This window comes from Brucella pecoris, from assembly GCF_006376675.1.
GTDB lineage: Bacteria > Pseudomonadota > Alphaproteobacteria > Rhizobiales > Rhizobiaceae > Brucella > Brucella pecoris.
The window spans coordinates 576681-601291 of the sequence record NZ_VEWK01000001.1; the positions used below are offsets into that span (position 1 = coordinate 576681).

Sequence of the window (24611 nt, forward strand, 5' to 3'; positions counted from 1 at the left end):
GCTGGCCGCGCAAATCTCAGTGAACCTCGTTCCACTCCGCGCGGATTATGCTCTAATCGTATTGAAAATCTTGCCACGTGGCTTTATGCGAAAGCAATCTTCCATATTTTTCCATGGCAGAGACGTAATGAAATTTTGTTTGCCCGGCGTTACAGGACATTTGTTGCGTCCGGCCGATACCCGCATCGGAGGAGAGCCAGAATGGATTTCACCCTGACACGCCGTCAGACATTGATGGGACTTGGTGCGTTGAGCATCAGCACCGCTTTCGGCTCCCCTGCCCGCGCTGCGACACGAAATCTGGCTGTTCTTCATCTGGCGAGCCACGCGCCGAGTTACATCGCTTATGAGCGTGGTTATTTCAAAGATGCCGGTCTCGATATCGAGCTGAAATTTTTCGAAGCCGCCCAGCCTATGGCTGTTGCCATCGCATCCGGCGATGCCGATTTCGGTGTGACTGCGATGAGTGGGGGTCTGATCAGTCTGGCGGACAAGGGCGCAATCAAGGTAATCGGTGGCGCGCTTGCGGAAGAAAAAGGCATTACCGGCAATGTCATCCTGGCCTCCAACAAGGCCTATGAAGCCGGGCTGACCGAACCGTCCAAACTGGCAGGACACAGTTTTGGCATCACCACGGCTGGATCGTCCTTTCATTTCATGGCGCACAAGATCGCCAAGGCCAACAATATTCCGCTTTCCGAGATCCAGTTACGTCCGCTTCAAAAGCTCGGCGCCCTTGTCGGCGCTCTGTCAACAGGACAGATCGACTCCTGGGCGATCCAGCCCAATATCGCCAAGAAACTTATTCGCGAAGGCGCTGCCAAACAGATCGGTCTCGTCTCTGATTATGCGCCGGATTATCAGGTCACGACGGCCTTCACTTCCACCAAGAATGCGAGCGACGAGCGCGCCATGACGGAAGCCTTCGTCAAAGCCTATTCCAAGGCAATCGACGATTATAATGCGGCCTTCGTTGACAACACTACAGACGATGCGGCGCGCGATGACATTGCAAAGATCGTGCACAAATATGTCGAAAGCGACAGTCCGTTCGAAACTGCAAAACGAAACCTGATTGATGGCGCAATGCGCATCAACAAGGGATTGGCCCTGTCGCTCAACAGTTGTGTGGAGCAACTGGATTGGTTCCGATCCGAAGGCATGGTCAAGGAAGATGTCACGCAGGAAAAGCTGTTCGACACATCCTACGTCAAGACAATCTGAGACTGAGCATTCAGTGTCCGGCGGTTTTGCCGGGCACTAAATCCGACAACGGACATCTCAAACCGGGATACTATTGTCGGAGGGTGGACTTTCCGACTGGAGTTGAAATGGATCTGCAACTAAAAAATATCAGCCATTTTTATGGTCCGGTCGAAGTTCTGAACGATATCTCGCTCATCATCCCGCAAGGACAGATTATCTGCCTGATCGGCCCTTCGGGCTGCGGAAAGTCCACGCTCCTGCGTTTTCTTGGTGGCCTCGAAAGGCCATCATCAGGCGAAGTGCTGCAGATCGGCTCGCCGCCGAAGGACTCGCTTAACCCCCTCACCTATGTTTTCCAGCATTTTGCGCTGCTGCCATGGCGCACTGTGGAAGGAAATATCAAGCTGGTGCTGGAGGATCACGGTCTTGGCCGGGCCGAAATGGACAGGATCGTCACCAATGTTCTGGAACGGACCCGGCTCTCGGATTTCCGTCAGGCTTTGCCGAAACAACTGTCCGGCGGCATGCGCCAGCGCGTGGCGATTGCACGCGCCTTGTCGGTGCGCCCTGCCGTCATGCTGATGGATGAACCCTTGTCGGCGCTCGATAGCCAGACACGGGAATTGCTGATGGATGATCTGATTGCGCTGTGGACGCGCCAACCATTCACATCTGTCTATGTCACGCACAATCTCAACGAGGCCGTGCGGCTCGGCCATCGGGTCGTGGTCCTATCGCGAAGGCCGGGGCGGATCAGGGAGATTGTCGATATCGATATTCCTCTTTCCGAGCGTCATCTTGGCGATCCCGTTCTGGAAGAAAAGCAGAAGCAGCTTTGGGAGCTGATGCGAGCTGAAGCGCAGGCCGCGGATCAGGAGTTGATCAATGGTTGAGGTTGCAGAAGTGAAACCGTCCGGCCAGAATGTTCGCCCGGTCCCTTTCCGGGGCGGCGGCTTCGCACCCCAGCCGGTGCGTCATATAGCCTTGATCCTGTTTGTTGCACTGCTTGCGCTGGCAGAAGTTGGAACCCGCAGCGGCTTCATATCCAATCTGACATTGCCGCGCCCCTCCGCTGTACTCGAAACCTTCGTCCAGCTCTGGCAGACCGGCCTTCTGTGGCAGCATCTGCTGCCGTCGCTGCGGCGACTTGTCGTCGGTGCCAGCCTTGGCATCGCGGTCGGTGTCAGTTTGGGAGTCATGATTGGCCTGTTCAGCTATGTGCGGGCCGGTCTGGTGCCGCTTGTGGCTGCCCTCTTCCCGATCCCGAAGATCGCACTCCTACCACTCTTCGTGATCTGGTTCGGGATCGACGAAATGTCGAAATATATGCTCATCGCTTTCGGTACCTTTACGCCCACCGTCGTCGCCACGTACGGCGCGGTGGATAATGTGGACCGTTCCCTCGTGCGCATGGGACAAAGTTTTGGCCTCGAATGGTGGTCGATCGTGCGCAAGATCATCCTGCCGGGAGCCTTTCCTGCGATCCTGTCGGGATTGCGGGTGTCGATCTCCATCGCCATCATCCTGCTGGTCGCAGCGGAAATGCTGGGCGCACAGTTCGGCATCGGCTCTTATATTCTTGAGGCGGGATCGCTTTACGACCTTGAAAAGCTGTTTGCCGGGGTCACGATCCTGTCGGTGATGGGGCTGATCGTCAATTTCGTCATCGGGCAGATCGAGAAGCGCTTCCTGACCTGGCGCGGCTGATTGCAACAATATTTCGTATAGACATATTTTTGTCGATAGAATGAAATGCGTTGTCCGCTTTTCGTTGCATGTTGTTGCCGGGACGTTATACGAAGGGACTCTATCGCAAATTTTTGCGCCTCACTTATGACGGACAAGTTTATGCATCTTGTCTGTTCCCCCGTTTATGAGGCGCTACCCGAAAAGGAGCGGATATATGAGCCGTTATGGCAAAGCACATCGTCAGTTTACCGGATGTGACGAGCGATGAACGCCGAACCAAGCCGTATTCAGCCGAAGGAAACAGGCAAGGCAGTAATCGCGCTCAAGGATGTGCAGATTTCGTTCAAGCTGGCCGACGGTGGTCGTTTCGACGCCGTTGCCGAAAGCAATCTTGAAGTTGCTGAAAACGAATTCGTTGCGATTGTCGGTCCGACGGGTTGCGGAAAATCCACATTGCTCAATGCTGTTGCCGGGCTTCTTGTGCCGGCCGGTGGCACCGTCGAAATAAACGGCCAGCAGTTACAAGGTCTCAATCGCAAGGCAGGCTACCTCTTCCAGCAGGATGCGCTCATGCCATGGAAGACCGTGCTGGATAATGTTTCCATTGGGCTGGAGATTGCAGGCATGCCAAAAGCGCGGGCACGCGAGCAGGCCCGTGAATGGCTTGGCCGCGTCGGTCTTGCAAGTTTTGGCGATCGTTATCCGCATATGCTTTCTGGTGGACAGCGCAAACGTGTCGGCCTTGCACAGGTACTGATCCGCAATCCGAAATATCTGCTGATGGATGAACCGTTCGGCCCCCTCGATGCGCAAACCCGCATCATCATGGGCGACCTCCTGCTCGACCTCTGGTCGCAGGACAAGAAGGCTGTCATGTTCGTGACCCACGATCTGGAAGAGGCCATCGCGCTGGCGGATCGCGTCGTCATCATGTCCGCCGGACCGCGTGCCCGCATCATGGCGGAATATAAGATCCCCCTCGCCCGTCCGCGCGAGATTTCCGAAATTCGTCTCGACGATCAGTTTCACGAAATTCATCGCGAAATATGGAGTGCACTCAAGGAAGAGGTTCTCAAGGGCTATCAGCAGACGAGTGGGGAAAAGAAATGAAAAAGCCTATGCTGTTTCTGGCGCAGCTCAGCGTGGCTGTCGTCGTTATTCTGGTCTGGCACCTCTTCACCGCTACCAATTTGCTGGGTAATCCGGCCAAGGCGAAGTTCTTCTTTGCGACACCGGGCGATGTCGCTCTACGCATCTATAAATGGTTCATGGATGGAACGATCTGGTATCACCTCGGCATCACGCTGCTTGAAGCCATGCTGGCTTTTGCCATCGGCGCAATTGGTGGCGTGCTGATCGGGTTCTGGTTTGCACGCAAGCCCCTGCTTGCCGCGATCTTCGACCCTTATGTGAAGGCGGCCAATTCTCTGCCGCGTGTCGTTCTGGCGCCGATCTTCGCTTTGTGGCTCGGCCTCGGCATCTGGTCGAAGGTGGCGCTTGGCGTTTCGCTGGTTTTCTTCATCGTCTTCTTCAACGTCTATCAGGGCGTGAAGGAAGTGAACCAGACAGTACTCGCCAATGCGCGTATGCTCGGCATGAACGAGCGTCAGCTCCTGCGCAACGTCTATCTGCCATCTGCGCTGTCGTGGATGTTCTCAAGCCTGCACACGGCCGTCGGCTTTGCCGTCGTCGGTGCGGTGGTCGGCGAATATCTCGGTTCGTCGGCGGGCCTCGGCTACCTGATCCATCAGGCGGAAGGCGTGTTCGACGTCACCGGCGTCTTTGCCGGAATGCTGGTGCTGACGGCATTCGTGCTGGTCATCGACTGGGGCGTATCCATCGTTGAAGCGCGTCTGCTTGTCTGGCGTCCGAAAGCTGCAGGTCACAACGGTTAAAAAGATTCAAGGAGGAAACCATGACGACAACGCGTAGAGATATATTGCTGGGCGCCGCCGCCTTCGGGCTTGCAGGCATCGCCTCGCGCCTTCCCGCCTATGCGCAGGATGCATCCGCAACGCCGGAAAAGCCGGAGCTGATGTTCGGTGTCGGTGGCAAACCGCTCTTCTATTACCTTCCGCTCACTATTGCCGAGCGCAAGGGCTTCTTCGAGGAAGAAGGCATCAAGGCGACCATCAATGATTTCGGTGGCGGCGCAAAGTCCTTGCAGGCGCTGATCGGTGGTTCTGTCGATGTGGTGACCGGCGCATACGAACACACCATTCGCATGCAGAACAAGGGGCAGGATATCAAGGCTGTCTGCGAGCTTGGCCGCTTTCCGGGCATCTGTATCGGCGTGCGCAAGGACCTTGCCGGTGAAATCAAGACGATTGCCGATCTGAAGGGCCAGAATGTCGGCGTCACGGCGCCCGGCTCTTCGACATCGCTGTTGCTGCAATATGCGCTCATCAAGAACGGCCTTCCCGAAGATGCCGCTTCGATTATCGGTGTCGGCGGTGGTGCAAGTGCTGTCGCAGCAATCAAGAAGGGCGAAATCGCCGCCCTCGTCCATCTCGATCCGGTCATCACGCGACTGGAAGTGGATGGCGACATCACGTTGCTTCTGGATACGCGCACCGAAGAAGGCACGCGCCAGCTTTTCGGTGGCACCAACCCAGCCGCGACCGTCTACGTGCAGCAGAGCTTCATCGATGCAAATCCGGTTACCACGCAGCGGGTCGTCAATGCTTTCGTCAAGTCGCTGAACTGGATTCACAAGGCTTCTGCCGATGAAGTGGCAGATGCCGTGCCGGAAGAATATCTGCTCGGCGACCGCGAGCTGTACAAGACCGGTTTCGAGAAGTCCCGCGCCATGTATTCCGAAAAGGGCCTGATTGCAGAAGACGGCTTCAAGAGCCTGTTCGAAATGCTCAAGGCACTCGATCCGGAACTGGCAAGTGCGGATATCTCGTTTGCGCAGACCTTCGATCCGCGCTTCGTGGAAGCTGCAAAGGTATAATCGGCTTTGGGCAGGGTCATTCCCTGCCCTTTGCAAGCTGCAGACTGGGCACTCAAAAGCGGCTTTTTGCAAAGCGCTCCTGCAGCCATTGTGCGGCTGGCCCCTGCCGTCGCCGCTTGTTCCAGATCAGCTCCAGCGCGACCGGATGCGCACCTTCATCAAACTGCAGTTTGGGAATGACAAGCTCCGGCGCCAGCGGAGAATCCTTCAAGATATGTTCTGGAATGAACGCCCAGCCAATCCCTCGCGTGAGGATTTGCAGGATGACCCAGTGGCTTTCGACCCACCAGACCTCGGCGCCGACCCGCAGACGGCGGCTTTCTGCGGTGTCGCTGTGTTTTCGGGCCATGATCTGGCGAAACGACCTCAAATCTTCCCAACTGACCGCAGTATGCGCCAGCGGATGCTCGCGCCCGCAGACCAGCACCAGAGGCACCCAGCCGATCGTATGGAAGCCAAGCTCATCCGGCATCTGCTCGGCACGCCACATGACGCCGAGGTCCGCCTTGCCTTCCAGCACAAGCCCGCTTATCGCGGTTGACGGCGGAAAGGTCAGCTCAAGCTCGACATGTGGAAACTCCTGCGCAAAGGCTGCAAACAATATCGCGATGGCCGGTTCGGGGTAAAGCTCGTCGATTGCAACCACGAGACGGCTTTCTACATGATCGCCAAAGTTTCTGGCGACGGAAATCAGATGCTCCCGTCTTGCAAGCAGCAGCCGCGCTTCCGGCAACAGCCTCGCTCCCGCCTCCGTCAGCACCGGATTGCGGGATGCCCGGCTGAACAGCTTGACGTCGAGATCGTCTTCCAGTGAGGAAACCAGCACGCTCACGGCAGACTGCGCCTTGTGCAGATATCGCGCGGCAGCGGAGAACGAGCCATGATCCACTGAGGCCACAAAGGCTTCGAGTTGCTCCAGTTCAATGCTCATCTATCTGAAATCCAGATACTATCTAACTTTTATTATTGTTAGAATAGGATAGAAGCACGCGCATTAACAATAGGGATTAAAGGAAATGCGCAGTTTTATGGACCGTGTCCGCCACGCAACGATGTTCGAAATCATCGGACTGGCGATCTTCATACCCGGTTCCGCCTTCATTCTGGACAAGCCTGCAGCAGAGATGGGCGTTATCGGCATTGTTTCGGCAACCACCGCAACCGTGTGGAATTTTCTGTTCAATCTGGGCTTTGACAAGGCGATGCTGCGCTTCACCGGCAGCGTCAACAAGAGCATGGCCGTCCGGGTTCTTCACGCGATCTTTTTCGAAGCCGGGTTGATCGTGCTTCTGATCCCGTTCATCGCCTGGTATCTGGGAATTTCGCTGATGACCGCCCTCGTGATGGATATAGCGATTGTCGTCTTCTATCTGGTCTATGCGTTCGTGTTCAACATCGCATATGACAGACTGTTCCCGCTGCCACTCGGGCATACCGCAGAAGCGGTCTAGCATTTGCAATAGCGATACTGCCGCGTCTCAACAGGGGGCGCGGCGCTTGCGCAGGTTTGCCTGTCGCTGCTCCCACGCGATGAGCAGCAAGCTTGCCAGCACGATCAGGAATGCACCGGCAAACACATTTGCTGCCGGAACTTCCGCCCATATGAGATAGCCGTAGATAAAGGCCCAGATCAGCCCGCTATATTCCACCGGCGCCAATGCCGAGGCGGGTGCGTGGCGAAATCCTTCATAAAGAAGGAACTGGCCGAGCGTCGATACAAGCCCAAGACAGATCATCAGAAGCCAGCCGGAGAGATCGGGGTCCTGCCATGTCCACGGAAAGGACAGTGCACAGGCAAGACCGAACAACAGGCTGGTCGCATACATCTGCGTCATCGTGGTTTCGCTGCGGCTGACAAGCCGGATCAGGATCGTGCTCCATGCCCAGCAGAAACCCGCAACGATGCACATGGCAGCGGGAATGAGATTAGGCGAATGGGTCGGATTGGCCGCAACCGTTACGCCGATAAAACCGATGGCACATGCGATCCACCTCCCCGGTCCGATCTTCTCCTTGAGGACGAGGATCGACAGGAACATGACCATGATCGGCGCGGAGAAATAAAGCGTGGTCAGTTCTGCCAGCTCGAGATGGCGAGCAGCATTATAGAACAGCAGCCACGCGCCAAGCATAAGCGCGGCACGCAGAACGACGGTGTTGCGATAAGGGCTTCGGAAAATTGATGGATGACGGCGATAACGTATCAACACGCCGGTAATGAGCACGATCACCAGACTGCGCATGAACAATATCTGCGGCACCTGATAGGTCGCTACAAGCCATTTTACCATGGCATCCTGAAGGGCAAAACAGGCGTAACCGCCGCAGGCAAGCGCAATGCCTGCGAGCGGTCTTGAACTAACTGACCCGGTGTCCATGAATTCCTCGATCCGGCCCAGGAATCCCCGCTGCGGGAAGGGCCACGAACGCTGAATTTGCAGGACTGGAGCGCGTAAGCAAGAGGCTGATATATGACGACCGCAGACGGGAGCGCCAATGTAGCCGGAATGCAACAAATTGGGAGGCTAAAACACCAAGGATCGATGCGCCGCAGTTCCCGCCGTCACCCCATCAGCCACCGACCACGCGACACTGTGCGCACCGCGAGTGATATCACCGGCTGCGAAAATTCCGGGAACCGTTGTCGTTTTCAGCCCGTCTGTCTGTATCGTTCTGCCGAGCGGCAGTTCATCCATTGCGCAGCCGAACGTGTCGGCAATCTGACTGTTCAGGCGATTGCATGGCCCAATGTATAGCGCGCTAGCAGGAACCAATCGCCCGTCTTCAAGTTCGATCTCCGAAAGTTCGCTACCCTCGCCGCGCAATGCACTGACCCGGCTGTGTTCGATCTTCACGCCGCGCCGTTCCAGTTCTGCGAGTGCCTCTGCATCCGGCTCCAGTCCGTTATCGATAAAGAAGGTTGTCGGGCCCCATTCAGAGATCAGCATGGCCTGATGGACCGACATGGGCGACAGATTGAGAACGCCGAGCTGGCGGTCGCTGAATTCATAGCCGTGACAATAAGGGCAATGAATGACGGAATTGCCCCATCGCTGCGCGAGGCCCGGAATATCCGGCAGTTCGTCCGATATGCCGAAAGCAAGGATCAGTCTGCGCCCCTCAACGGTCTCGCCGCTATCGAGTTCGATCGCGAAATTGTCGATTTCGCCGCTACCGGAAACGGCTTTCCCTTGGGTGAAGGTCACAGTCGGATAGGCTTCGACCTGTGCCTTTGCCGTTTCCAGCATGGACAGCGGATTGCTTCCGTCCTGCGCAAAGAAACCATGCGAATGTTCTGCGAACCGGTTGCGTGGTTTTCCGGCGTCGATCACCCGGACAGATCGTCTGCCGCGTGCCAGATAGGTTGCAGCAGACAAGCCTGCGAAGCTGCCGCCGATAATGATTGCATCATGATGCATGACTGGTCTCCAGATCGAATGTTACGCCGCGCTCCAGCGCGCGCTGATGAAAATCCGCGCTCAACATGGCCAGCGTGACCTCGCCAAAACGCTCCAGAAGCAGGTTTTCGGCGTCGTTAAATGCCTTGCTGAGCGAAGCATTGACCGCCTGCTCCACAAGACAGCCCGGCATTTCCGTGCGGTTGCCCATAGCCAGAAGCGCTGGCTCCCCGATGGCTTCATAAATGTCACGCAAGGTAACCTTGTTAAGGTCGCAGGCGATTTCCCAACCGCCACCGTGTCCCTTTTCCGAGCGAACGTAGCCCTGCTCGCGCAGACCGCCCATGACACGTCTCACGACGACCGGATTGGTGGTCATGGCCTTGGCGAGGACCTCCGACGTGACCGGCCCTTTGTGTTCCGCCATGTGAAGGAGGACGTGCAGAACGCCCGATAATTTGCTGTCTCTTTTCATGTAACAATAGATGTTACGAGAATCGATAAATGTCAACACAGCCGGTGAAAAACACCGGATCAGATAAATGTGATCGCGAAGCGGAGAGTTAATTTATCTATATATTTCAGGCTTATAGCGGCTGCCGAGACGATAGCGGTTACCGGCGTAGATCAGCTTGTTGACAGTCGCTACCGTCTCGCCCGTCCATGTCCGGCGATCCAGAAGCACACAGGCAGCCCCATCGTCGAGACGCAGCAGACGGGCTATTTCAGCGTCAGGAGTGATTGCTGAAATGACCTGCTCAACCTCGGTCATCGGGGTGCTTTTCTGAAGGTAGTCGTAGGTCGTGATCGCCCGAAAATCCTGCAGCTCATAATGCTGCACGAGGTTTGTATTGACGAAACGCTCCTCGAGCTGCACCGGCACGTTGTTTTCCAAGTGCACGATCAGCGAGTGAGCGACTGAAATGCTCCTTTGCATTTCGAACGCGTTGAGCAATTCGGGCGTTGGTTCGATGACGTCGAGGGTGACGACTTCGGCACGATGTTGCCCGCCGCGCGCCTTGATTTCATTGGCGATGTTGACGACTTCGATCAGCGTCGTTTCCGGCTTTGGAGGGGCAACGAAAGTGCCGACGCCCTGAATGCGCTTCAATATGCCCTGATCGGTCAGTTCTCGCAGCGCGCGGTTTACGGTCATCCGGGAGATGCCGAGGGCATCCACCAGTTCATGTTCAGACGGCAGGCGGTGATTGCCGGGCCAGCGACCGGAGCGGATATTATCCAGCACCTGCGCCTTGACCTTTTCATAGAGCGGCCCGGCGGTTTCGGGCAGTTCGATGCCGGCGATATGATGGGGTTCCGATTTGTCGCCAGCGCCCATGGGTCACGTCCCTGTCAGTATGATTGTTTTCAAGCCGTTCGCCTCACCGGCTATCAGCCGGGCATAGGCGTCCGGAACCTCGTCGAGCGAGATTTCCCGGTCGACAAGCTGCAGCAGCGGCGCCTCAAGATCGGGCAGAAGCTTTGCAATTTCATGCAGTTCAGCCTGATAGGCATGGCAGCCGATCAGGCTGATTTCCCGCTCGACCAGACTGTTCGGATCAAGCTCGATCTTGCCATGGGATATGCCGACCAGTGCCAGCGAGCCGCCGCCGGAAAGCACGTCGAGCGTTGCCTTGAGGACGCTGATATTGCCGGTGGCATCTATGGCATAGCGGATCGGTTTGCCATCGAGTGCGGCTTCAATTGAGGCATTGTCGAGGGACACCTTGATTGCACCGGTGACGGTCGAAACGAGACCGGCGCGCTGATCGTTGCGGTCGCAGACCAGCACCGGACCATCATGCAAGCGCGAAAGAAGAAGCGCGGCAAGCCCGCCGATTGGCCCGCAGCCCACAACGAGAACCGCTTCGCCGGATGGAACGCGCTGCTTGCGGATAGCGTGCAGCGCCACCGAAAGCGGTTCGCCCATAGCGGCGACCACCGGGTTGATGGCCGGATCGTAATGAACGAGGAGCCGTGCGGGAAGTGCTGTCTCCTCGGCAAAACCGCCATCACAGACTTCGCCGATGAAACCGAGCGTTTCGCAGACATTGTGCCTGCCGCTTTTGCAGGAAGGGCACGCGCCGCACCAGTAGCGGGAGTCCGCAATCACCGTATCGCCGGGCTTGAATCCTGTTACGTCAGCGCCGGTTTCGGTCACGATGCCTGCAAATTCATGGCCCGCAACCGACGGCGAACGGCTGATCCACTGCCCGGTCATGAAGTTATGCAGATCGGAGCCGCAGATACCTGCAGCCGACACCTTCAACCGAACCCAGCCCGGCTCCAGATGCGTCGGCGGGTCGATTGTCTCGACCCGCAAATCCTTCGCCGCATAAAGCCGAACAGCCTTCATTGCACGCACCTTCCTCAGAGATAGTCTTTGCGGATTTCCGACACGGCATTCTCGTGTGAGGAGAAACCCTCATAACGCGCCAGCGTGCGAGCGTGCTTTGCAAATTCCGGATAAGCGGATGCCGTCACATAGCCGATGGACGAACGCTTGACGAAATCCGTAACCGAAAGCGGACCATAGGTGCGCGCCCAGCGGCTGGTCGGCAGCACGGCGTTCGGTCCAAGGCCGAAATTGCCGATGACGACCGGCGTGTGCGGCCCCATCAGGATTTCGGCAGCTTCGGTGATGTGGCCGAGATGCGCAAACGGATCGGTCGAAAGAAGTTCTAGATGTTCCGGCGCATAGTCGTTGATGAACTTGTAGCTCTCTTCTACGGAAGACGTCAGGACGATGCCGCCATATTTGCCGGTAAGCACGGTTTTGGAGAAGCCGACGCGCTGTTCGGTCATGCGCGCCCAATGATCCGGCAATGCGGCAAGCGCTTCTTCCGCGACGCGGCGGCTGTGCGTGACGAGCCATGCCGACGAATCCGGGCCATGTTCCGCCTCGATCAGGAGGTCGAGCGCGGCAAGCCCGCCCTTCACCGTGTCGTCGGCGAAAATGACAGCTTCCGAAGGGCCCGCAGGCAGGCCAGGATCGATGACGCCGCCAAGCAGGCGCTTGGCTGCGACCACCCATGGGCTGCCGGGGCCGACGATCTTGAGCGCCGGTTTCACCGTTTCCGTGCCATAGGCGACGGCGGCAACAGCCTGTGCGCCACCGACCTTATAGACGGTTTCCACACCGGCAAGGCGTGCTGCAACGAGTGTTGCGGCATCGACGGAACCGTCCGGCGTGGGCGGAGTGACAATGGCAAGATCAGGCACGCCAGCGACTACAGCCGGAACCGCGGTCATCATGGTGACAGACGGAAACGCCCCCTTGCCGCGCGGAATATAGAGCGCGACGGAGCGAATTGGCGTGAATCGGTCGCCCGCAAAGGCGCCGGGACGCATTTCCTTCAGCCACATGGCCTCCGGCTTCTGCTCCTCATGGAAATGGCGGATATTGTCGATGCCGAACTGGATGGCCTCGATCACATCTTTTTCCACCTTGTCGAAAGCGGCATCAAATTCGGCTTCCGTGGCCTTGATATTGGCCGGATCGACTTCAGCCTTGTCGAGATCGCGCGCAAAGCGGACAAGCGCCGCATCGCCTTCGGTGCGAACGGCCTCGATGATCGGCTTTACCCTTTCAATAAAACCGGACAGGTCGGTTTCCGAGCGCTTGAGAAGTTCGGCGCGCGCTGCGTCGTCCAGTTTAGCCAGTTCGTGAAAAGAAACATCGGACATGATCGGCTCCTTGCTGGTTGCGGTGGTGGCGCAACCGGTCATTTCGATTTGAGGAAGATGTCGAGCCCGACCAGCCGGTCGAGCAGGAAGATGGCGGCAGCGGCACAGGCGATGAAGACGACGGAGATCGCCGCAAGGTCCGGCGTGATGATGGACCGGATCGAATTGTAGATCTGTACCGGCAGCGTCACGATGCGCGCATCGACCAGAAGCAGGCTGACCAGAAATTCGTTCAGCGCCAGAATGAACATCAGAAGAGAGCCGCTGATGACGCCCGGCACGACGACCGGCAGCGTGACGAAGAAGAAGGTCGAGATCGGCCCTGCCCCGCAATTGGCGGCGGCAAGTTCCAGATCGGCATCGAGATTGGCGGCACTTGCCGTCACGGCCCAGATCATGAAAGGCAGATTGATGACGCAGGCCGCAATCCCCACCGGCCAGAGTTGGCCCAGAATTCCCGCGTGGCCGAAGATCAGCATGAGACCGATGCCGGAACCGATCAGCGGAATGGTGAAAGGCAGCAGCAGATAGATCTGGATCGTCTTTTCGAACCGCACCGCATATTTCGCCATCGCTATGCCAGCGAGCGTTCCAATCGGAATGGCGACGATAGTGCAGATGAAGGAGACGTAGAGCGAGCGCAGAAATGCATCCCAGAGGTCGCTTGTTCCGGCGATCTTCTGATACCATTTGAGCGAAAACCCTTCCGGCGGAAAGGTAATCATGTTGCCAGACGTGAACGACGCCCCAAGCACAACGATGGTCGGTGCGGAAAGAAGCACGAGAACGGCAATCACAAACGTCCAGATGACGATGGATTTCGACAATGGCGAGGTCATTTGCGCGCCCTCCCCATGGCAAGCGTGCCTGCCCCGAACAGCGTGAACACGATCCCGACGAGGATGGAACCGACGCCGACCAGAAGCAGCGCCAGCGTCGCGCCGAGCCCTTGATCGGACGTGCGGAAAAACTGGTCATAGATCGCATTGGCGATGAAATCCTGCGATCCGCCGCCTAAGATTGCCGGTACCGCAAAATCAGTGAGCGACAGCGTCATCACCACCAGTCCCGCACCGATCAGGCCCGGACGGGCCATGGGCAGAACCACGTGGGCGAAGGTCCGCAGCCAGTTTGCACCAAGCGAACTTGCCGCCGCTTCCATTTCTTCGGGAATGGCGGTCAGCGCGGGTGCGAGCATCAGCACGGCGAATGGCAGCATATACTGAATGAGACCGAACAGGACTGCTGGATAATTATAGAGCAACCGCATCGGCGCGATGCCGACAAGGCCGAGCGCCTCGTTGACCATGCCCTGATTGCCGAGAATGATGAGCCAGCCATAGGCGCGTACCACCTGACCGATGAAGAACGGTAGAAACAGCGCGATCAGCAGGAATTTTCGCAATGCCGCCGATGGCGTGCGCACCATGAGATAGGCATAGGGAAAGGCCAGAACGAGCGTGAACGCGGTTACGACAAGCGAGCCGGACAGGCTGCGCCACGCCACGGTTGCGAACAGGCTTTCCGTCAGCGCGCGCTTGTAATTGGCGAGCGTGTAATAATCCGACATCAGGAATGTGGAGGTGTCGAGCGTGCGAAGACTGGTATCGCCAATCTGGATCAGGCCCAGCACCAGCAGCCCGACCAGAACAATCGCCGGAAACAGCATCAGATAGGGCACGGCGCGATTGAACCGCGCTGGCCACAAAAAGGCTGCGATTGCTTCCAGCGCGTCCATGATGCGCCAGACAACCGGATAGGCAGTGCGTGCCGCTCGCATGTTTCAATTCCTGATTATCTGATTGGGAGCTGCCCCAGAAGCCACATCTGAAGGCAGCTCCGATAATGGTAGCTGGATCAGCCCTGCATGATGGCCTTGAACTTCGAGAACCATTCGCTCTCGTTTTCCACCTGCACTTTTGCCGAGATGCGGATGAGGTGTTTGAAATCCTCGTCCTTTGTCGGATAGGCCGGATCGTTCACAAGGTCTGCGGGCGGCGTCAGGCCCGGAACCACGCCCGGCAGACCAAGCCCGTCGAGCCAGACCTGCTGCGCATCCTTGGTAAGGGCGAAATTGATATATTCCTTGGCCCAGTAAAGCTCGTTTTCCGGCAGGCCCTTTGGAATCCAAAGGCCGTCTGTGTCGAACTTCGCGCCCTCTTCCGGAACGGTCCAGTCGATCTTGACGCCGTTCTTCTGGGCTTCGCGCGCATTGGTGGAAATGGTGCAAGCCAGATCGATTTCACCCTTCTGGAACCAGGTGGTGAAATCTGGGTCTTCGCCAAGAAGCGGCTGCTGCTGCTTCACCTTGGTGATGAAATCCCATGCGGGCTGCATGTTGCCCGGAATGTCTTCCAGCTTGCCGCCACCGGCAACCTGTGCCGGGAAGTGGAAGCCGATACCGTCATTATAAAGCGCGATGCGGCCCTTGAACTTCGGATCGAGCAGAGCGTGCCACGACTTCGGCGGGCCATCCGGGAAGGCTTCCGGACGATAGGCCAGCACATAGACATAGCCATAGGTGTTGACGATCGGATAGCCGTCGAGACCAACCGGCTTGGCAAGATCGGTGGTATTCTTGAGGTTCGACAGGTCCGACAGGTCTTCCGTCACGCCGCGCAATGCTGATTTGGTCGCATTGGTGGTCGTATCCCAGTTGACGTGGATCGGCGGAACACGTTTCTGCGCGACTGCAGCCCAGAGCTTCGGCTGGATTTCGTTGTCTTCCGTCAGGTCATGACGGATGGAAATGCCGGTCTTGGCGGTAAACGGATCGGACACGCCAGCTTTCAGCGCTTCCACCCAACTGCCGCCCCAGGCGCGAACGATCAGTTCCTTGGGCTTTGCCGGTTCTTCAGCGAAAGCGCGCGAAAGGCCGAGCGATGTCGTGCCGACTGCAGCGGCAAAAGCGCCTGCGCTCTGCAGGAAGCGGCGGCGGTCGAGTATCAGAAAAGGCTTCTTCAGATTGCTCATTTTGTTTCTCCTCTGGAGTTTCCCCGTAACGTTTCAATTCATGCGGCAAAGACGATGAGATCGCGGGCGTTCCAGCCAAGATGCACGGTTTCACCTTCTGCAAACTGGCTATGGCCGATAGGGTCGTGATCGAAGACGCGCATCAACACGTCTCCCAAGGCAGGAACCCGCAATTCATAGACGATGCGTTCGCCTTCAAAGATCGCATCGGTAACGATGCCTTCAAGCACGGTATCGAGTTCTGAATGCGCTGCGGCGCTGCCGCCGATACGGATCTGTTCGGCACGGATTGCGCACGAGACATTTGCGCTGGCGGCAACCGGTCCGCGTCCCTCGCCTGCCATGCCTACCAGAGGCATTCCGGCATCGACATGCACGAGATTGCCGTCGAGCGACGATGCCTTGCCGGAAATGAAATTGGTGACGCCGATGAAGTTCGCCACAAAGGCGTTGGAAGGGTTGCGATAGGTCTCGGATGGCTGCGCCATCTGCTGGATTTCACCGCCATCCATGACGATGATTTCGTCAGATACGACGAGCGCTTCGCGCTGGTCATGGGTGACATTGATGGTCGTGACGCCGAGTTCCCGCTGGATACGGCGGAATTCGAGCTGCATCTCCTCGCGCAGCTTGCGGTCAAGCGCTGCCAGAGGTTCGTCGAGCAGAAGCAGGTCCGGTTCGAAAACCAGAGCGCGCGCGATGGCGACGCGCTGCTGCTGGCCGCCGGAAAGCTCGTGCACACGCCGTCCGCCAAGACCGTTGAGGCGAACGAGGTCGAGATAGCGTTCCACCCGCTCAGGGATCGAACGCGCATCGAAACGGCGCATTTTCAGCGGAAAGGCGACGTTTTCAGCCGCCGTCATATGCGGGAAAAGCGCGAGCTTCTGGAAAACCATGCCGATAGAGCGCTTGTGCGGCGGCACGGCGCTGACAGCTTCATCGTTGATGAAGATTTCGCCGATACTGGGTTTCTGGAAACCGGCAATGAGCCGGAGAAGCGTCGTCTTGCCGGAACCCGATGGCCCGAGAATGGTCAGAAAACGGCCCTTGGCGAGATCGAAAGATGCCGCACGCACGGCATGGAAGCCGTTATAGATCATGCTGACATTGTTGACCGATACGGCAGCCGGTCCGTTGGAAACGTTACGGCCAGTTCCGGTTTCGGTTGTATTCATCGTAGCTTCCCATTTTAGTCAAGCACCGGAAGGCACTTTATAAAGTTATTTCAATGTCATTTCGCTATCTGCTGATATTCTTCTTGAGAACATCAGATAGATGCGAGGTAGCCCCCGTCAATCGGGATAACCTGCCCCGTGACATAGGATGATGCGGCGCTTGCCAGAAACACCACAGCGCCCGCAACATCTTCCATGGCACCGAAACGCCCCTGCGGAATTTTGGCCAACATCGCCTTCTGCCAGTCGTCGTTTTCATAAAACACATCAGTCATGGCCGTGCGGAAATAGCCCGGCGCAATGCCGTTGACGCGAATGCCGGAAGGCGCCCATTCGGTCGCCAGAGCGTGTGTCATGCCCATGAGGCCGGATTTGGAAGAACCATAGGGAGCGGCGGTCGGCACACCGACATAGGAGGTTAGCGAGCACAGATTGATGATCGCCCCACCCTTTCCGCTGTCGGTCATATGGCGGGCAGCGGCCTGCGCGCAGAAGAATGCGCCTTTGAGATTGGTTGCCATGATGCGATCCCAGAGCGCCTCGTCGACGTCAAGCGAGGGACGGATTTCTTCATAACCTGCATTGTTGACGAGAATATCGAGGCCGCCGAGAGCATCGGTCGCTTGCGCGACAGCGGCACCGCAGGCAGCGACATCGCGTACATCGAGCGAAAGGGATGCCGAGGCGCGGCCATGAGCGGCGATACGGGATGCCGTGTCGGAGAGATCGTCGGACTTGCGCGCTGTAATGGCGACGTCGGCACCAGCCGAGGCGAGCGCTTCGGCAATGGCCTGTCCCAGTCCCCGGCTCGCACCGGTAACCAGCGCTTTACGCCCGCGAAGGTCGAAAAGCGATAAAACCTGCATCATGTTCCCCTGCGGACCTTTGGCAAAACAATATTGTTGCCCGAACTTCTACTTGTTCCGGGTCGAATGTTTAGCAATTTTTTGTGGTCTCCCCAGCATAGGACCATCTTTTTCATAACTTGTCTATACATATATATACAAAATTGGATTTTAGTCTTAGAACTTCTCTCCAAAAGGCGCATGTCATGCGATGCGCTGCATTGGAGGAGAACGTGGATGGCACAGGAAAAAGCCCGGCTTGGCGATCTGATTCGGCCTGAAATTCGCTGTCTTAGCCCCTATAATGCTGGTCTCACCATTGCCGAGGTGGAAGCGCGTTATCACCCTCCGTCGATTGCAAAACTGGGCTCCAACGAAAACCCGCTCGGACCTTCGCCGAAGGTGCAGGCCCTCTTTTTTGGTGCCCATGATCTGCTGCGGCTCTACCCTGATCCGTCTGGGCGCGAACTGACGCGGGAAATCGCGACTGAGTTCGATTGGCCGCAAGATTGCATCATTCTCGGCAACGGATCGGAAGACCTGATCGGCGTTATCTGCCGGACGGTTTTGCGGCCCGGCGAGCGGGTGGTCACACTTTACCCATCCTTTCCGCTGCATGAGGACTATGCAACGACAATGGGCGCGACCGTCGAACGGGTTGAAGTGACGCCGTCGCTTGAGGTCGATATCGATGCGCTGGTGGCTGCGACTGCAACGGCTCCACGTCTCGTGATGTTCGCAAATCCGCTCAATCCGGTCGGAACATGGCTGACACCGGAAGCTATGCAGCGCGTTATCGAGGCTGTTTCGCCAGAAACGTTGCTGGTTGTTGACGAAGCCTATGCGGAATATGCGGCTGGTGAGGATTATCCGTCTGCCGCTGCACTTCTGCGCGACAGCGGTCTCAACTGGGTGGCGCTGCGCACTTTTTCAAAGGCTTATGGGCTGGCTGGAGCCCGTCTCGGGTTCGGGCTTGTCAGCGACCCGGAACTGCGCGGATTTCTGGACCGGGCCCGTACGCCTTTCAACGCCAATGGCATTGCGCAGGCAGCGGGACTGGCTGCGCGCCGCGACAAAGACCATCTTGTTAAGGGGATTGCGCTTGCGCTTCGTGAACGGGAGCGTCTGGCCGGCTTCCTGAGTGAACGCCAAATCCGCTTTGCCCCCTCCAAGGGGAATTTTCTGTTCATCGACGTAAAGTCAGATTCCGTTGTTTTTGCCGAACGGCTCCTGCGGGACGGCGTCATCGTGAAGCCCTGGAAGCAAGAGGGCTATACGACCTTCATTCGCGTCAGTGTAGGCGCACCGGACGAGAATAATCTTTTCATGCGCTCTTTCGAAAAGGTCATGGGGCTGGCGTAAATTTGAAAGCAGGTTTCGGGAGGCTCGCTCCTGATCTCGTGCTAGAAAGGTCGTATGAGAGATCTTTTCGACCCGATTGAGCTGCGTGAAATCCTGGCACCTGGAGCCGTGCTTCTGCGCGGCTTTGCACTTCCGAGCGAGGCCGCTGTTCTGAAAGCGGTGGCCGATGTTTCCGCCGCCGCGCCTTTCCGTCACATGACGACGCCCGGCGGGTATCGCATGTCGGTCGCGATGACGAATTGCGGAGAGTTCGGCTGGGTCACTGACCGGACCGGCTATCGCTACAGCACTGACGATCCGGAAACCGGCCTGCTTTGGCCCGCGATGCCGGATGCTTTTCGCGCGCTTGCCCAAAGTGCTGCCCGTGAAGCCAGCTATCCCGATTTTGTGCCGGATGCCTGTCTCATCAATCGTTATGAACCGGGCGCGAAACTTTCATTGCATCAGGATAAGGATGAACAGGATTTCAGCAATCCGATCGTTTCCGTGTCGCTCGGCCTGCCTGCGACTTTCCAGTTCGGCGGATTGAAGCGAACCGACCCGATTGCGAAATATATCCTGCATCATGGTGACGTGGTTGTGTGGGGTGGACCGTCACGTCTCTTCTATCATGGCATACTTGCCTTGAAGCGAGGCGAGCATGAAAAACTGGGTCCGTTTCGCCTCAATCTGACATTCAGAAAATCGCGCTGACAGTTGCCAAACGCGATTTTCGGAGCGGAAAAGCGACAGAAATCGCCTTTCAATTGCGGCGAACGACCGTTCTTTTTGCGGCAATTTTGTGGCGGGTAGCGTTTTTAGTTAAACGCCCCGCCATCGCTTTTGCTCTCCGGACGCTCCTTCGCAACCTTGTCGCGGTAGCCGCTCGCCCTGTAAGCGGCAATCGGTTCGATGGTTCCGCCAGTGCGGCGGCGCGCTTCCGCGAGGATCGGTTCCACATCTGTCCGGTAAGCGCGTTTCAGAGTATCGGATGCCATCAGCGCATCGTTTTCCTGCTGGTAGGTTTCCAGCGCCTCGCGGTCCACCAGCAGCGCCTGTGCGTAAGCACGGCGGATTTCATTGGCGGATGAGATCAGGCTTTCCAGCGGATCGGTGACATTGTGCGACTGGTCAATCATATGGGCCGGGTGAAAATCCTTCACGCCGCGATATTCCACATCGACCAACTCATTGAAAACAAGGAACAATCGATATGGATCGATTGACCCGGCATCAAGATCGTCATCGCCATATTTGCTGTCGTTGAAATGGAACCCACCGAGTTTTCCGAATTGAACCAGCCGTGCGACGATCATCTCGATATTGGTGTTTGGCGCATGGTGACCGAGATCGACCAGACATTGCGCCTTTGGTCCGAGCGTCGAGGCGATGAGATAGTTTGTGCCCCAGTCCTGAACCACCGTCGAGTAGAAGGCCGGTTCATACATTTTATGCTCGGAGAACAGGCGCCAGTCATCGGGCAAAGCCTTGTAGATTTCGCCCATGGCATCCAGATAACGCTCGAAGGCACGGGTGAAATTCTGCTGGCCAGGAAAGTTGGAACCGTCGCTCAACCAGACGGTCAAAGCCTTGGAACCTATGGCTTTTCCGATTTCAATGCATTCGATATTGTGCTCGACCGCCTGCGCCCGCACCGCCGCATCGACATGGGTGAGTGATCCGAACTTGTAGGAAAGCTTCTGGTCCACCGCATCGGCAAACGTATTGGAATTCATGGCGTCGAAACCAAGCCCCAGCGCTTCGGCATGGGCTTTGAGCTTCTTCGGATCGGCCTTATCCCACGGAATATGCAGCGAAACATTCGGCGTTGCACGGCAAAGCTCGTTGATGACGGCGCAATCATCCAGCTTGTCGAAAATGCCGCGCGGTTCGCCTTTCCCCGGAAAGCGCCCGAAACGGGTGCCCCCCGTGCCGGTGCCCCATGACGGAACGGCGACGAAATAGGTTGCCACCTTGTTGGTGATCTTGTCGATCTCGATGCCACGGCGCAAAAGCTGTTCGCCGAGCGCCTGATAATCGTTCTTCAGTGCATTTTCGAAACCGGAATTATGCTCGGCGATGAAATCGGCCGCAATGCGTTGCTCGGACATGGTTCCTCCCAGAATGTCCAGATTATACGATCAGCGCGGAAAACTCTGCTGGTTCCCGGCATCGACATTGATGATGTTGCCGGTGGATTTTGCCGAAGCGTCGCTGGCGAGGAAATAGATCGCCTCGGCGATATCTTCCGGCAGAACATTGAGCTTCAGCAGCGACCGCTTCCGATAATGCTCCTCCAGCTCCGAAACATCGATCTTGGAGGATGCCGCGCGCTGTTCGCGCCACTCGCCGTCCCAGATCTTGGAGCCGCGCAGAACCGCATCGGGGTTGACCACATTGACGCGGATACCGGCATCTGCGCCTTCCAGTGCCAGACAGCGGGCCAGATGGATTTCGGCAGCTTTCGCCGTGCAATAGGCAGATGCATTGGGCGATGCGGCAAGACCATTCTTGGAAGCGACGAACACCACATTGCCACCGATCTTCTGGCGGCGGAACAGACGAAATGCCTCACGCGAAACGAGGAAATAGCCGGTCGCCAGAATGTCGATATTGCGGTTCCACATTGACAATTCGGTCGCTTCCACCGGGGCCGATGAGGCAATACCGGCATTGGAGACCAGAATGTCGATGCCGCCCAGCTCGACGCTGGCTTCGACAAAGGCGTTTGCGACGCCCTTTTCGTCAGTCACGTTCAGCTCGACACTGCGTACCTGATCGGCGCCAAAGCGCTTCGACAAACTAGCGTGAGCGGATTTGAGCGATTCTGCGTCAATATCCGCCAGAACCACGCAAGCGCCCTCACCCGCCAACCGCTCGGCCGTGGCATAGCCGATGCCGCCAGCGCCGCCTGTGATAACCGCGACGCGCCCGGCAAGGCTTTTCGGCTTCGGCATGCGCTGCAGCTTGGCTTCTTCAAGCAGCCAATACTCGATGTCGAAGGCTTCCTGTTCCGGCAGTCCTTGATATTCCGATACACCGGATGCGCCGCGCATCACATTGATCGCATTGACATAAAACTCGCCTGCAATGCGCGCCGTCGCCTTGTCGCGGGCGAAGGACAACATGCCGACTCCGGGAATCAGGAAAATCACCGGATTGGGGTCGCGCATCTTCGGTGAATTGTCGTGTTTGCAGGACTCATAATAGCGCTTGTAATCGGCGCGATAGGCTTCCAGCGCGCCCTCGAGCCCGGCAACCACGACGTCGATATCGGGCTTGGCCGGATCGAAATCGACGACCAGAGGACGGATTTTGGTGCGCAGGAAATGGTCCGGGCAGGATGTGCCCAAAGCAGCCAGCGGGCGCAGTTCCTTCGAGTTCGCAAATTCCAGCACCGCATCCTGATCGTCGAAATGACCAAGCTTGCGCTCTTCCTTGCCGATAAGTCCGCGAATTTCCGGCATCAGCCGCGCGGCAATGGCGCGGCGCTCGGAAGCCGCCAGGCTCTGTACGACGGCACCACCGAAAGCGGCCTTGCCTATCGTCTTCTGGTCCAGCCATTCAATGGCCTTGTTGATGATGGCGAGCGTCGTTTCGTAGCAGGTTTTCGCATCGTTGGCCCAGGTGAAAAGCCCATGACTTTCAAGGACAACGCCTTTTGCGTTGGGATTTGACTTCACGAAGGCTTCAAGGTCGAGGCCAAGCTGAAAACCCGGACGGCGCCACGGCAGCCAGCCGATATCGTCGCCGAAAATTTCTGCCGTCAGTTCGTGGGAATTCCTGGAAGCGGCGATGGCGATGATCGCATCGGGGTGCATGTGATCCACATGCTTGAAGGCGACAAAACCATGCAGCGGCGTATCGATGGAAGCCGCGCGCGGATTGAGGTTGAAGGTGCAGTGCGGCAGGAAACCGACCATGCGGTCCTCGTCCTCGACACCTTTATAGATGCCTTTCAGCGCGTCGAGCTTGTCCTGATAAAGTGTGGCAAAACCATCGAGCTTGATGGTGCCGACATCGCCGCCCGAACCCTTGACCCAGAGAACCTGAACCTTTTCACCGGTCAGCGGATCGATTTCCTCGACCTTCGCAGAGGTGTTGCCGCCGCCGTAATTGGTGATGCGCTTGTCTGACCCGAGCAGATTGGAGCGGTAAAGCAGCTTTTCCGGCTCATCCATCGTTGCCGCCTTGGTGTCGTCCCAGCGATTATCGAGCAGCCGATTGCTGACCACCATTTCATCCTCCCAAGTCTGTTATGCCAAGTCTGTTATGGCCAATCGCTGTGCGTATCTCCGTCCCACGCGCAAGCGATCATGTTGGCGGCAGATATGACGTATCAAACGAATTGCTGTCAATCACAAACGATCATATTCAATCATTAATGTGATTAATGTGCACCATTGTGATTGTTTGTGATTGACATTCGCTGCATTTATGCCCGATACAAAAGACAGGAGGAGCCATGCACGAAAGAGAGCGCCACCGCATCATCCTGAGCGCTGTTCAGGAGAAGCCGGTGATCACCATTCAGGATCTGGTGGAATTGACGGAGGCGTCGGAAGCGACCCTTCGGCGCGATATTGCATCGTTGCATATGCAGGGCCGCATCAAGCGTGTGCGCGGTGGCGCAGAAGCCATCCACCCGCCGCAGTTCGGCAGTCTGACGGGGCGTCCGTTCAAGGTTTCGGAGTCGGAAAATGCGGACCGCAAGCGCGCCATCGCCCGTGAAGCTGTGGCGCTTTGTGATGAAGGCGACAGCATCATCATCAATGGCGGCTCCACGACGTTCCAGATGGTGCATTATCTTGCGCCGCGTCGCCTTCAGGTGCTGACCAATTCCTTCGCCATTGCCGAACATCTGTTGCGACAGTCGAAAAGCACGGTGATCGTGCCCGGCGGCGCGATCTATCGCGACCAGAGCCTGATCCTGTCGCCGTTCGATAATGACGTCATCCGTAATTTTTACGGAAGGCGCATGTTCATGGGCTGTCAGGGTGTCAGCCCGCTTGGCGTGATGGAATCCGATGCGCTGATCATCCAGAGCGAACAAAAGCTGATGGGCCAGGCGGATGAACTCGTCCTGATGGTCGATTCATCGAAATTCACACGCCGGTCCAGCCTCATTCTCTGTCCTCTCGACAGGGTCAGCACGCTGATCACTGATGATGGCATTTCCGATGAGGCGCGGCGGATGGTGGAAAATGCGGGTATCCGGCTCATTGTGGCGCAGGTTTCCGCGAATACCGGCAAGGGCGGCGAACAGGGGGATTCCGCCGAGGTTGCCTGAGCCGACTATATTATGACCCCGGCTCTGCCGGGTTATCGTGAAACATATGTC

At 57.3% G+C, this 24611-nt stretch carries 24 protein-coding genes; 10 read left to right on the plus strand and 14 right to left on the minus strand.

From position 1 onward, the window contains the following. Window positions 1-201: 201 nt before the first annotated feature. From FIB18_RS02655 to FIB18_RS02685, 6 genes are all read left to right on the plus strand, one after another. Window positions 202-1224, plus strand: coding sequence for an ABC transporter substrate-binding protein (locus tag FIB18_RS02655; protein ID WP_140019282.1), 1023 nt, complete (start codon window positions 202-204; stop codon window positions 1222-1224). Between the two features lie 107 nt (window positions 1225-1331). Then, window positions 1332-2099, plus strand: a complete 768-nt coding sequence (locus tag FIB18_RS02660; protein ID WP_140019283.1) for an ABC transporter ATP-binding protein — start codon at window positions 1332-1334, stop codon at window positions 2097-2099. Then, on the plus strand, window positions 2092-2913 hold the full coding sequence (locus tag FIB18_RS02665) for an ABC transporter permease (protein ID WP_140019284.1): 822 nt from the start codon (window positions 2092-2094) through the stop codon (window positions 2911-2913). The genes FIB18_RS02660 and FIB18_RS02665 overlap by 8 nt, the downstream gene beginning before the upstream one ends. A 246-nt stretch (window positions 2914-3159) precedes the next feature. Then, complete coding sequence (locus FIB18_RS02675; RefSeq protein ID WP_140019285.1) at window positions 3160-4005, plus strand: ABC transporter ATP-binding protein; 846 nt, start codon at window positions 3160-3162, stop codon at window positions 4003-4005. Beyond that, window positions 4002-4790 (plus strand): ABC transporter permease, encoded by a 789-nt coding sequence (locus FIB18_RS02680; RefSeq protein WP_140019286.1) that lies wholly within the window; start codon window positions 4002-4004, stop codon window positions 4788-4790. The genes FIB18_RS02675 and FIB18_RS02680 overlap by 4 nt, the downstream gene beginning before the upstream one ends. A 20-nt stretch (window positions 4791-4810) precedes the next feature. After that, window positions 4811-5851: an ABC transporter substrate-binding protein gene (locus FIB18_RS02685; RefSeq protein ID WP_140019287.1), complete on the plus strand. Its 1041-nt coding sequence runs from the start codon at window positions 4811-4813 to the stop codon at window positions 5849-5851. A gap of 52 nt (window positions 5852-5903) precedes the next feature. Here FIB18_RS02685 and FIB18_RS02690 read toward each other — a convergent pair whose 3' ends face one another. Beyond that, window positions 5904-6782: a LysR family transcriptional regulator gene (locus FIB18_RS02690; RefSeq protein ID WP_140019288.1), complete on the minus strand. Its 879-nt coding sequence runs from the start codon at window positions 6780-6782 to the stop codon at window positions 5904-5906. Between the two features lie 85 nt (window positions 6783-6867). Here FIB18_RS02690 and FIB18_RS02695 point away from each other — a divergent pair, with 85 nt between their 5' ends. Further along, window positions 6868-7302 carry a PACE efflux transporter gene (locus FIB18_RS02695; protein ID WP_140019289.1) on the plus strand — a complete coding sequence of 145 codons (435 nt, stop codon included), beginning with the start codon at window positions 6868-6870 and terminating at the stop codon, window positions 7300-7302. A 27-nt stretch (window positions 7303-7329) separates the two neighbouring features. On the opposite strand, the gene FIB18_RS02700 is transcribed toward FIB18_RS02695, so the two are convergent. The 11 genes from FIB18_RS02700 to FIB18_RS02750 all read right to left on the minus strand — a co-directional run bounded on the left by FIB18_RS02700 (window position 7330) and on the right by FIB18_RS02750 (window position 17950). After that, entirely contained in the window at window positions 7330-8229 is a 900-nt protein-coding gene (locus FIB18_RS02700; protein ID WP_140019290.1) for a DMT family transporter, read from the minus strand. Window positions 8230-8376: 147 nt separating this feature from the next. After that, the gene (locus tag FIB18_RS02705) at window positions 8377-9270 is read right to left on the minus strand and encodes an NAD(P)/FAD-dependent oxidoreductase (protein ID WP_140019291.1); all 894 of its coding nucleotides are present in this window, start codon (window positions 9268-9270) and stop codon (window positions 8377-8379) included. Continuing rightward, window positions 9260-9724 carry an Rrf2 family transcriptional regulator gene (locus tag FIB18_RS02710; protein ID WP_140019292.1) on the minus strand — a complete coding sequence of 155 codons (465 nt, stop codon included), beginning with the start codon at window positions 9722-9724 and terminating at the stop codon, window positions 9260-9262. Before FIB18_RS02710 ends, FIB18_RS02705 begins: the two co-directional genes overlap by 11 nt. A gap of 93 nt (window positions 9725-9817) precedes the next feature. Continuing rightward, complete coding sequence (gene hutC / locus FIB18_RS02715; RefSeq protein ID WP_140019293.1) at window positions 9818-10588, minus strand: histidine utilization repressor; 771 nt, start codon at window positions 10586-10588, stop codon at window positions 9818-9820. Window positions 10589-10591: 3 nt separating this feature from the next. After that, on the minus strand, window positions 10592-11605 hold the full coding sequence (locus FIB18_RS02720; RefSeq protein ID WP_140019294.1) for a zinc-dependent alcohol dehydrogenase: 1014 nt from the start codon (window positions 11603-11605) through the stop codon (window positions 10592-10594). Window positions 11606-11619: 14 nt separating this feature from the next. After that, window positions 11620-12936 carry a histidinol dehydrogenase gene (hisD, locus tag FIB18_RS02725; RefSeq protein ID WP_140019295.1) on the minus strand — a complete coding sequence of 439 codons (1317 nt, stop codon included), beginning with the start codon at window positions 12934-12936 and terminating at the stop codon, window positions 11620-11622. Window positions 12937-12974: 38 nt separating this feature from the next. Next, a complete protein-coding gene (locus FIB18_RS02730) occupies window positions 12975-13775 on the minus strand; it encodes an ABC transporter permease (RefSeq protein WP_140019296.1) in 801 nt (266 codons plus the stop codon). Next, window positions 13772-14716, minus strand: a complete 945-nt coding sequence (locus FIB18_RS02735) for an ABC transporter permease (protein WP_140019297.1) — start codon at window positions 14714-14716, stop codon at window positions 13772-13774. The genes FIB18_RS02730 and FIB18_RS02735 overlap by 4 nt, the downstream gene beginning before the upstream one ends. A gap of 77 nt (window positions 14717-14793) precedes the next feature. Continuing rightward, window positions 14794-15909 carry an ABC transporter substrate-binding protein gene (locus FIB18_RS02740; protein WP_140019298.1) on the minus strand — a complete coding sequence of 372 codons (1116 nt, stop codon included), beginning with the start codon at window positions 15907-15909 and terminating at the stop codon, window positions 14794-14796. A 38-nt stretch (window positions 15910-15947) separates the two neighbouring features. Further along, on the minus strand, window positions 15948-17084 hold the full coding sequence (locus tag FIB18_RS02745) for an ABC transporter ATP-binding protein (RefSeq protein ID WP_140019299.1): 1137 nt from the start codon (window positions 17082-17084) through the stop codon (window positions 15948-15950). 92 nt (window positions 17085-17176) lie between these two features. After that, window positions 17177-17950: an SDR family NAD(P)-dependent oxidoreductase gene (locus FIB18_RS02750; RefSeq protein WP_140019403.1), complete on the minus strand. Its 774-nt coding sequence runs from the start codon at window positions 17948-17950 to the stop codon at window positions 17177-17179. Window positions 17951-18166: 216 nt separating this feature from the next. On the opposite strand from FIB18_RS02750, the gene FIB18_RS02755 reads away from it, so the two are divergent. Further along, entirely contained in the window at window positions 18167-19291 is a 1125-nt protein-coding gene (locus FIB18_RS02755; protein WP_140019300.1) for a histidinol-phosphate transaminase, read from the plus strand. 54 nt (window positions 19292-19345) lie between these two features. Continuing rightward, window positions 19346-19984: a DNA oxidative demethylase AlkB gene (gene alkB / locus FIB18_RS02760; RefSeq protein WP_140019301.1), complete on the plus strand. Its 639-nt coding sequence runs from the start codon at window positions 19346-19348 to the stop codon at window positions 19982-19984. Between the two features lie 104 nt (window positions 19985-20088). Here the strand turns inward: alkB and rhaI are convergent, their stop codons facing one another. Next, complete coding sequence (gene rhaI, locus FIB18_RS02765; protein ID WP_140019302.1) at window positions 20089-21381, minus strand: L-rhamnose catabolism isomerase; 1293 nt, start codon at window positions 21379-21381, stop codon at window positions 20089-20091. A gap of 30 nt (window positions 21382-21411) precedes the next feature. Continuing rightward, window positions 21412-23508, minus strand: a complete 2097-nt coding sequence (locus FIB18_RS02770; protein ID WP_140019303.1) for a bifunctional rhamnulose-1-phosphate aldolase/short-chain dehydrogenase — start codon at window positions 23506-23508, stop codon at window positions 21412-21414. Between the two features lie 227 nt (window positions 23509-23735). Between FIB18_RS02770 and FIB18_RS02775 the strand changes: the two genes are divergently transcribed. Next, window positions 23736-24560 carry a DeoR/GlpR family DNA-binding transcription regulator gene (locus FIB18_RS02775; protein WP_140019304.1) on the plus strand — a complete coding sequence of 275 codons (825 nt, stop codon included), beginning with the start codon at window positions 23736-23738 and terminating at the stop codon, window positions 24558-24560. Window positions 24561-24611: the final 51 nt, after the last annotated feature.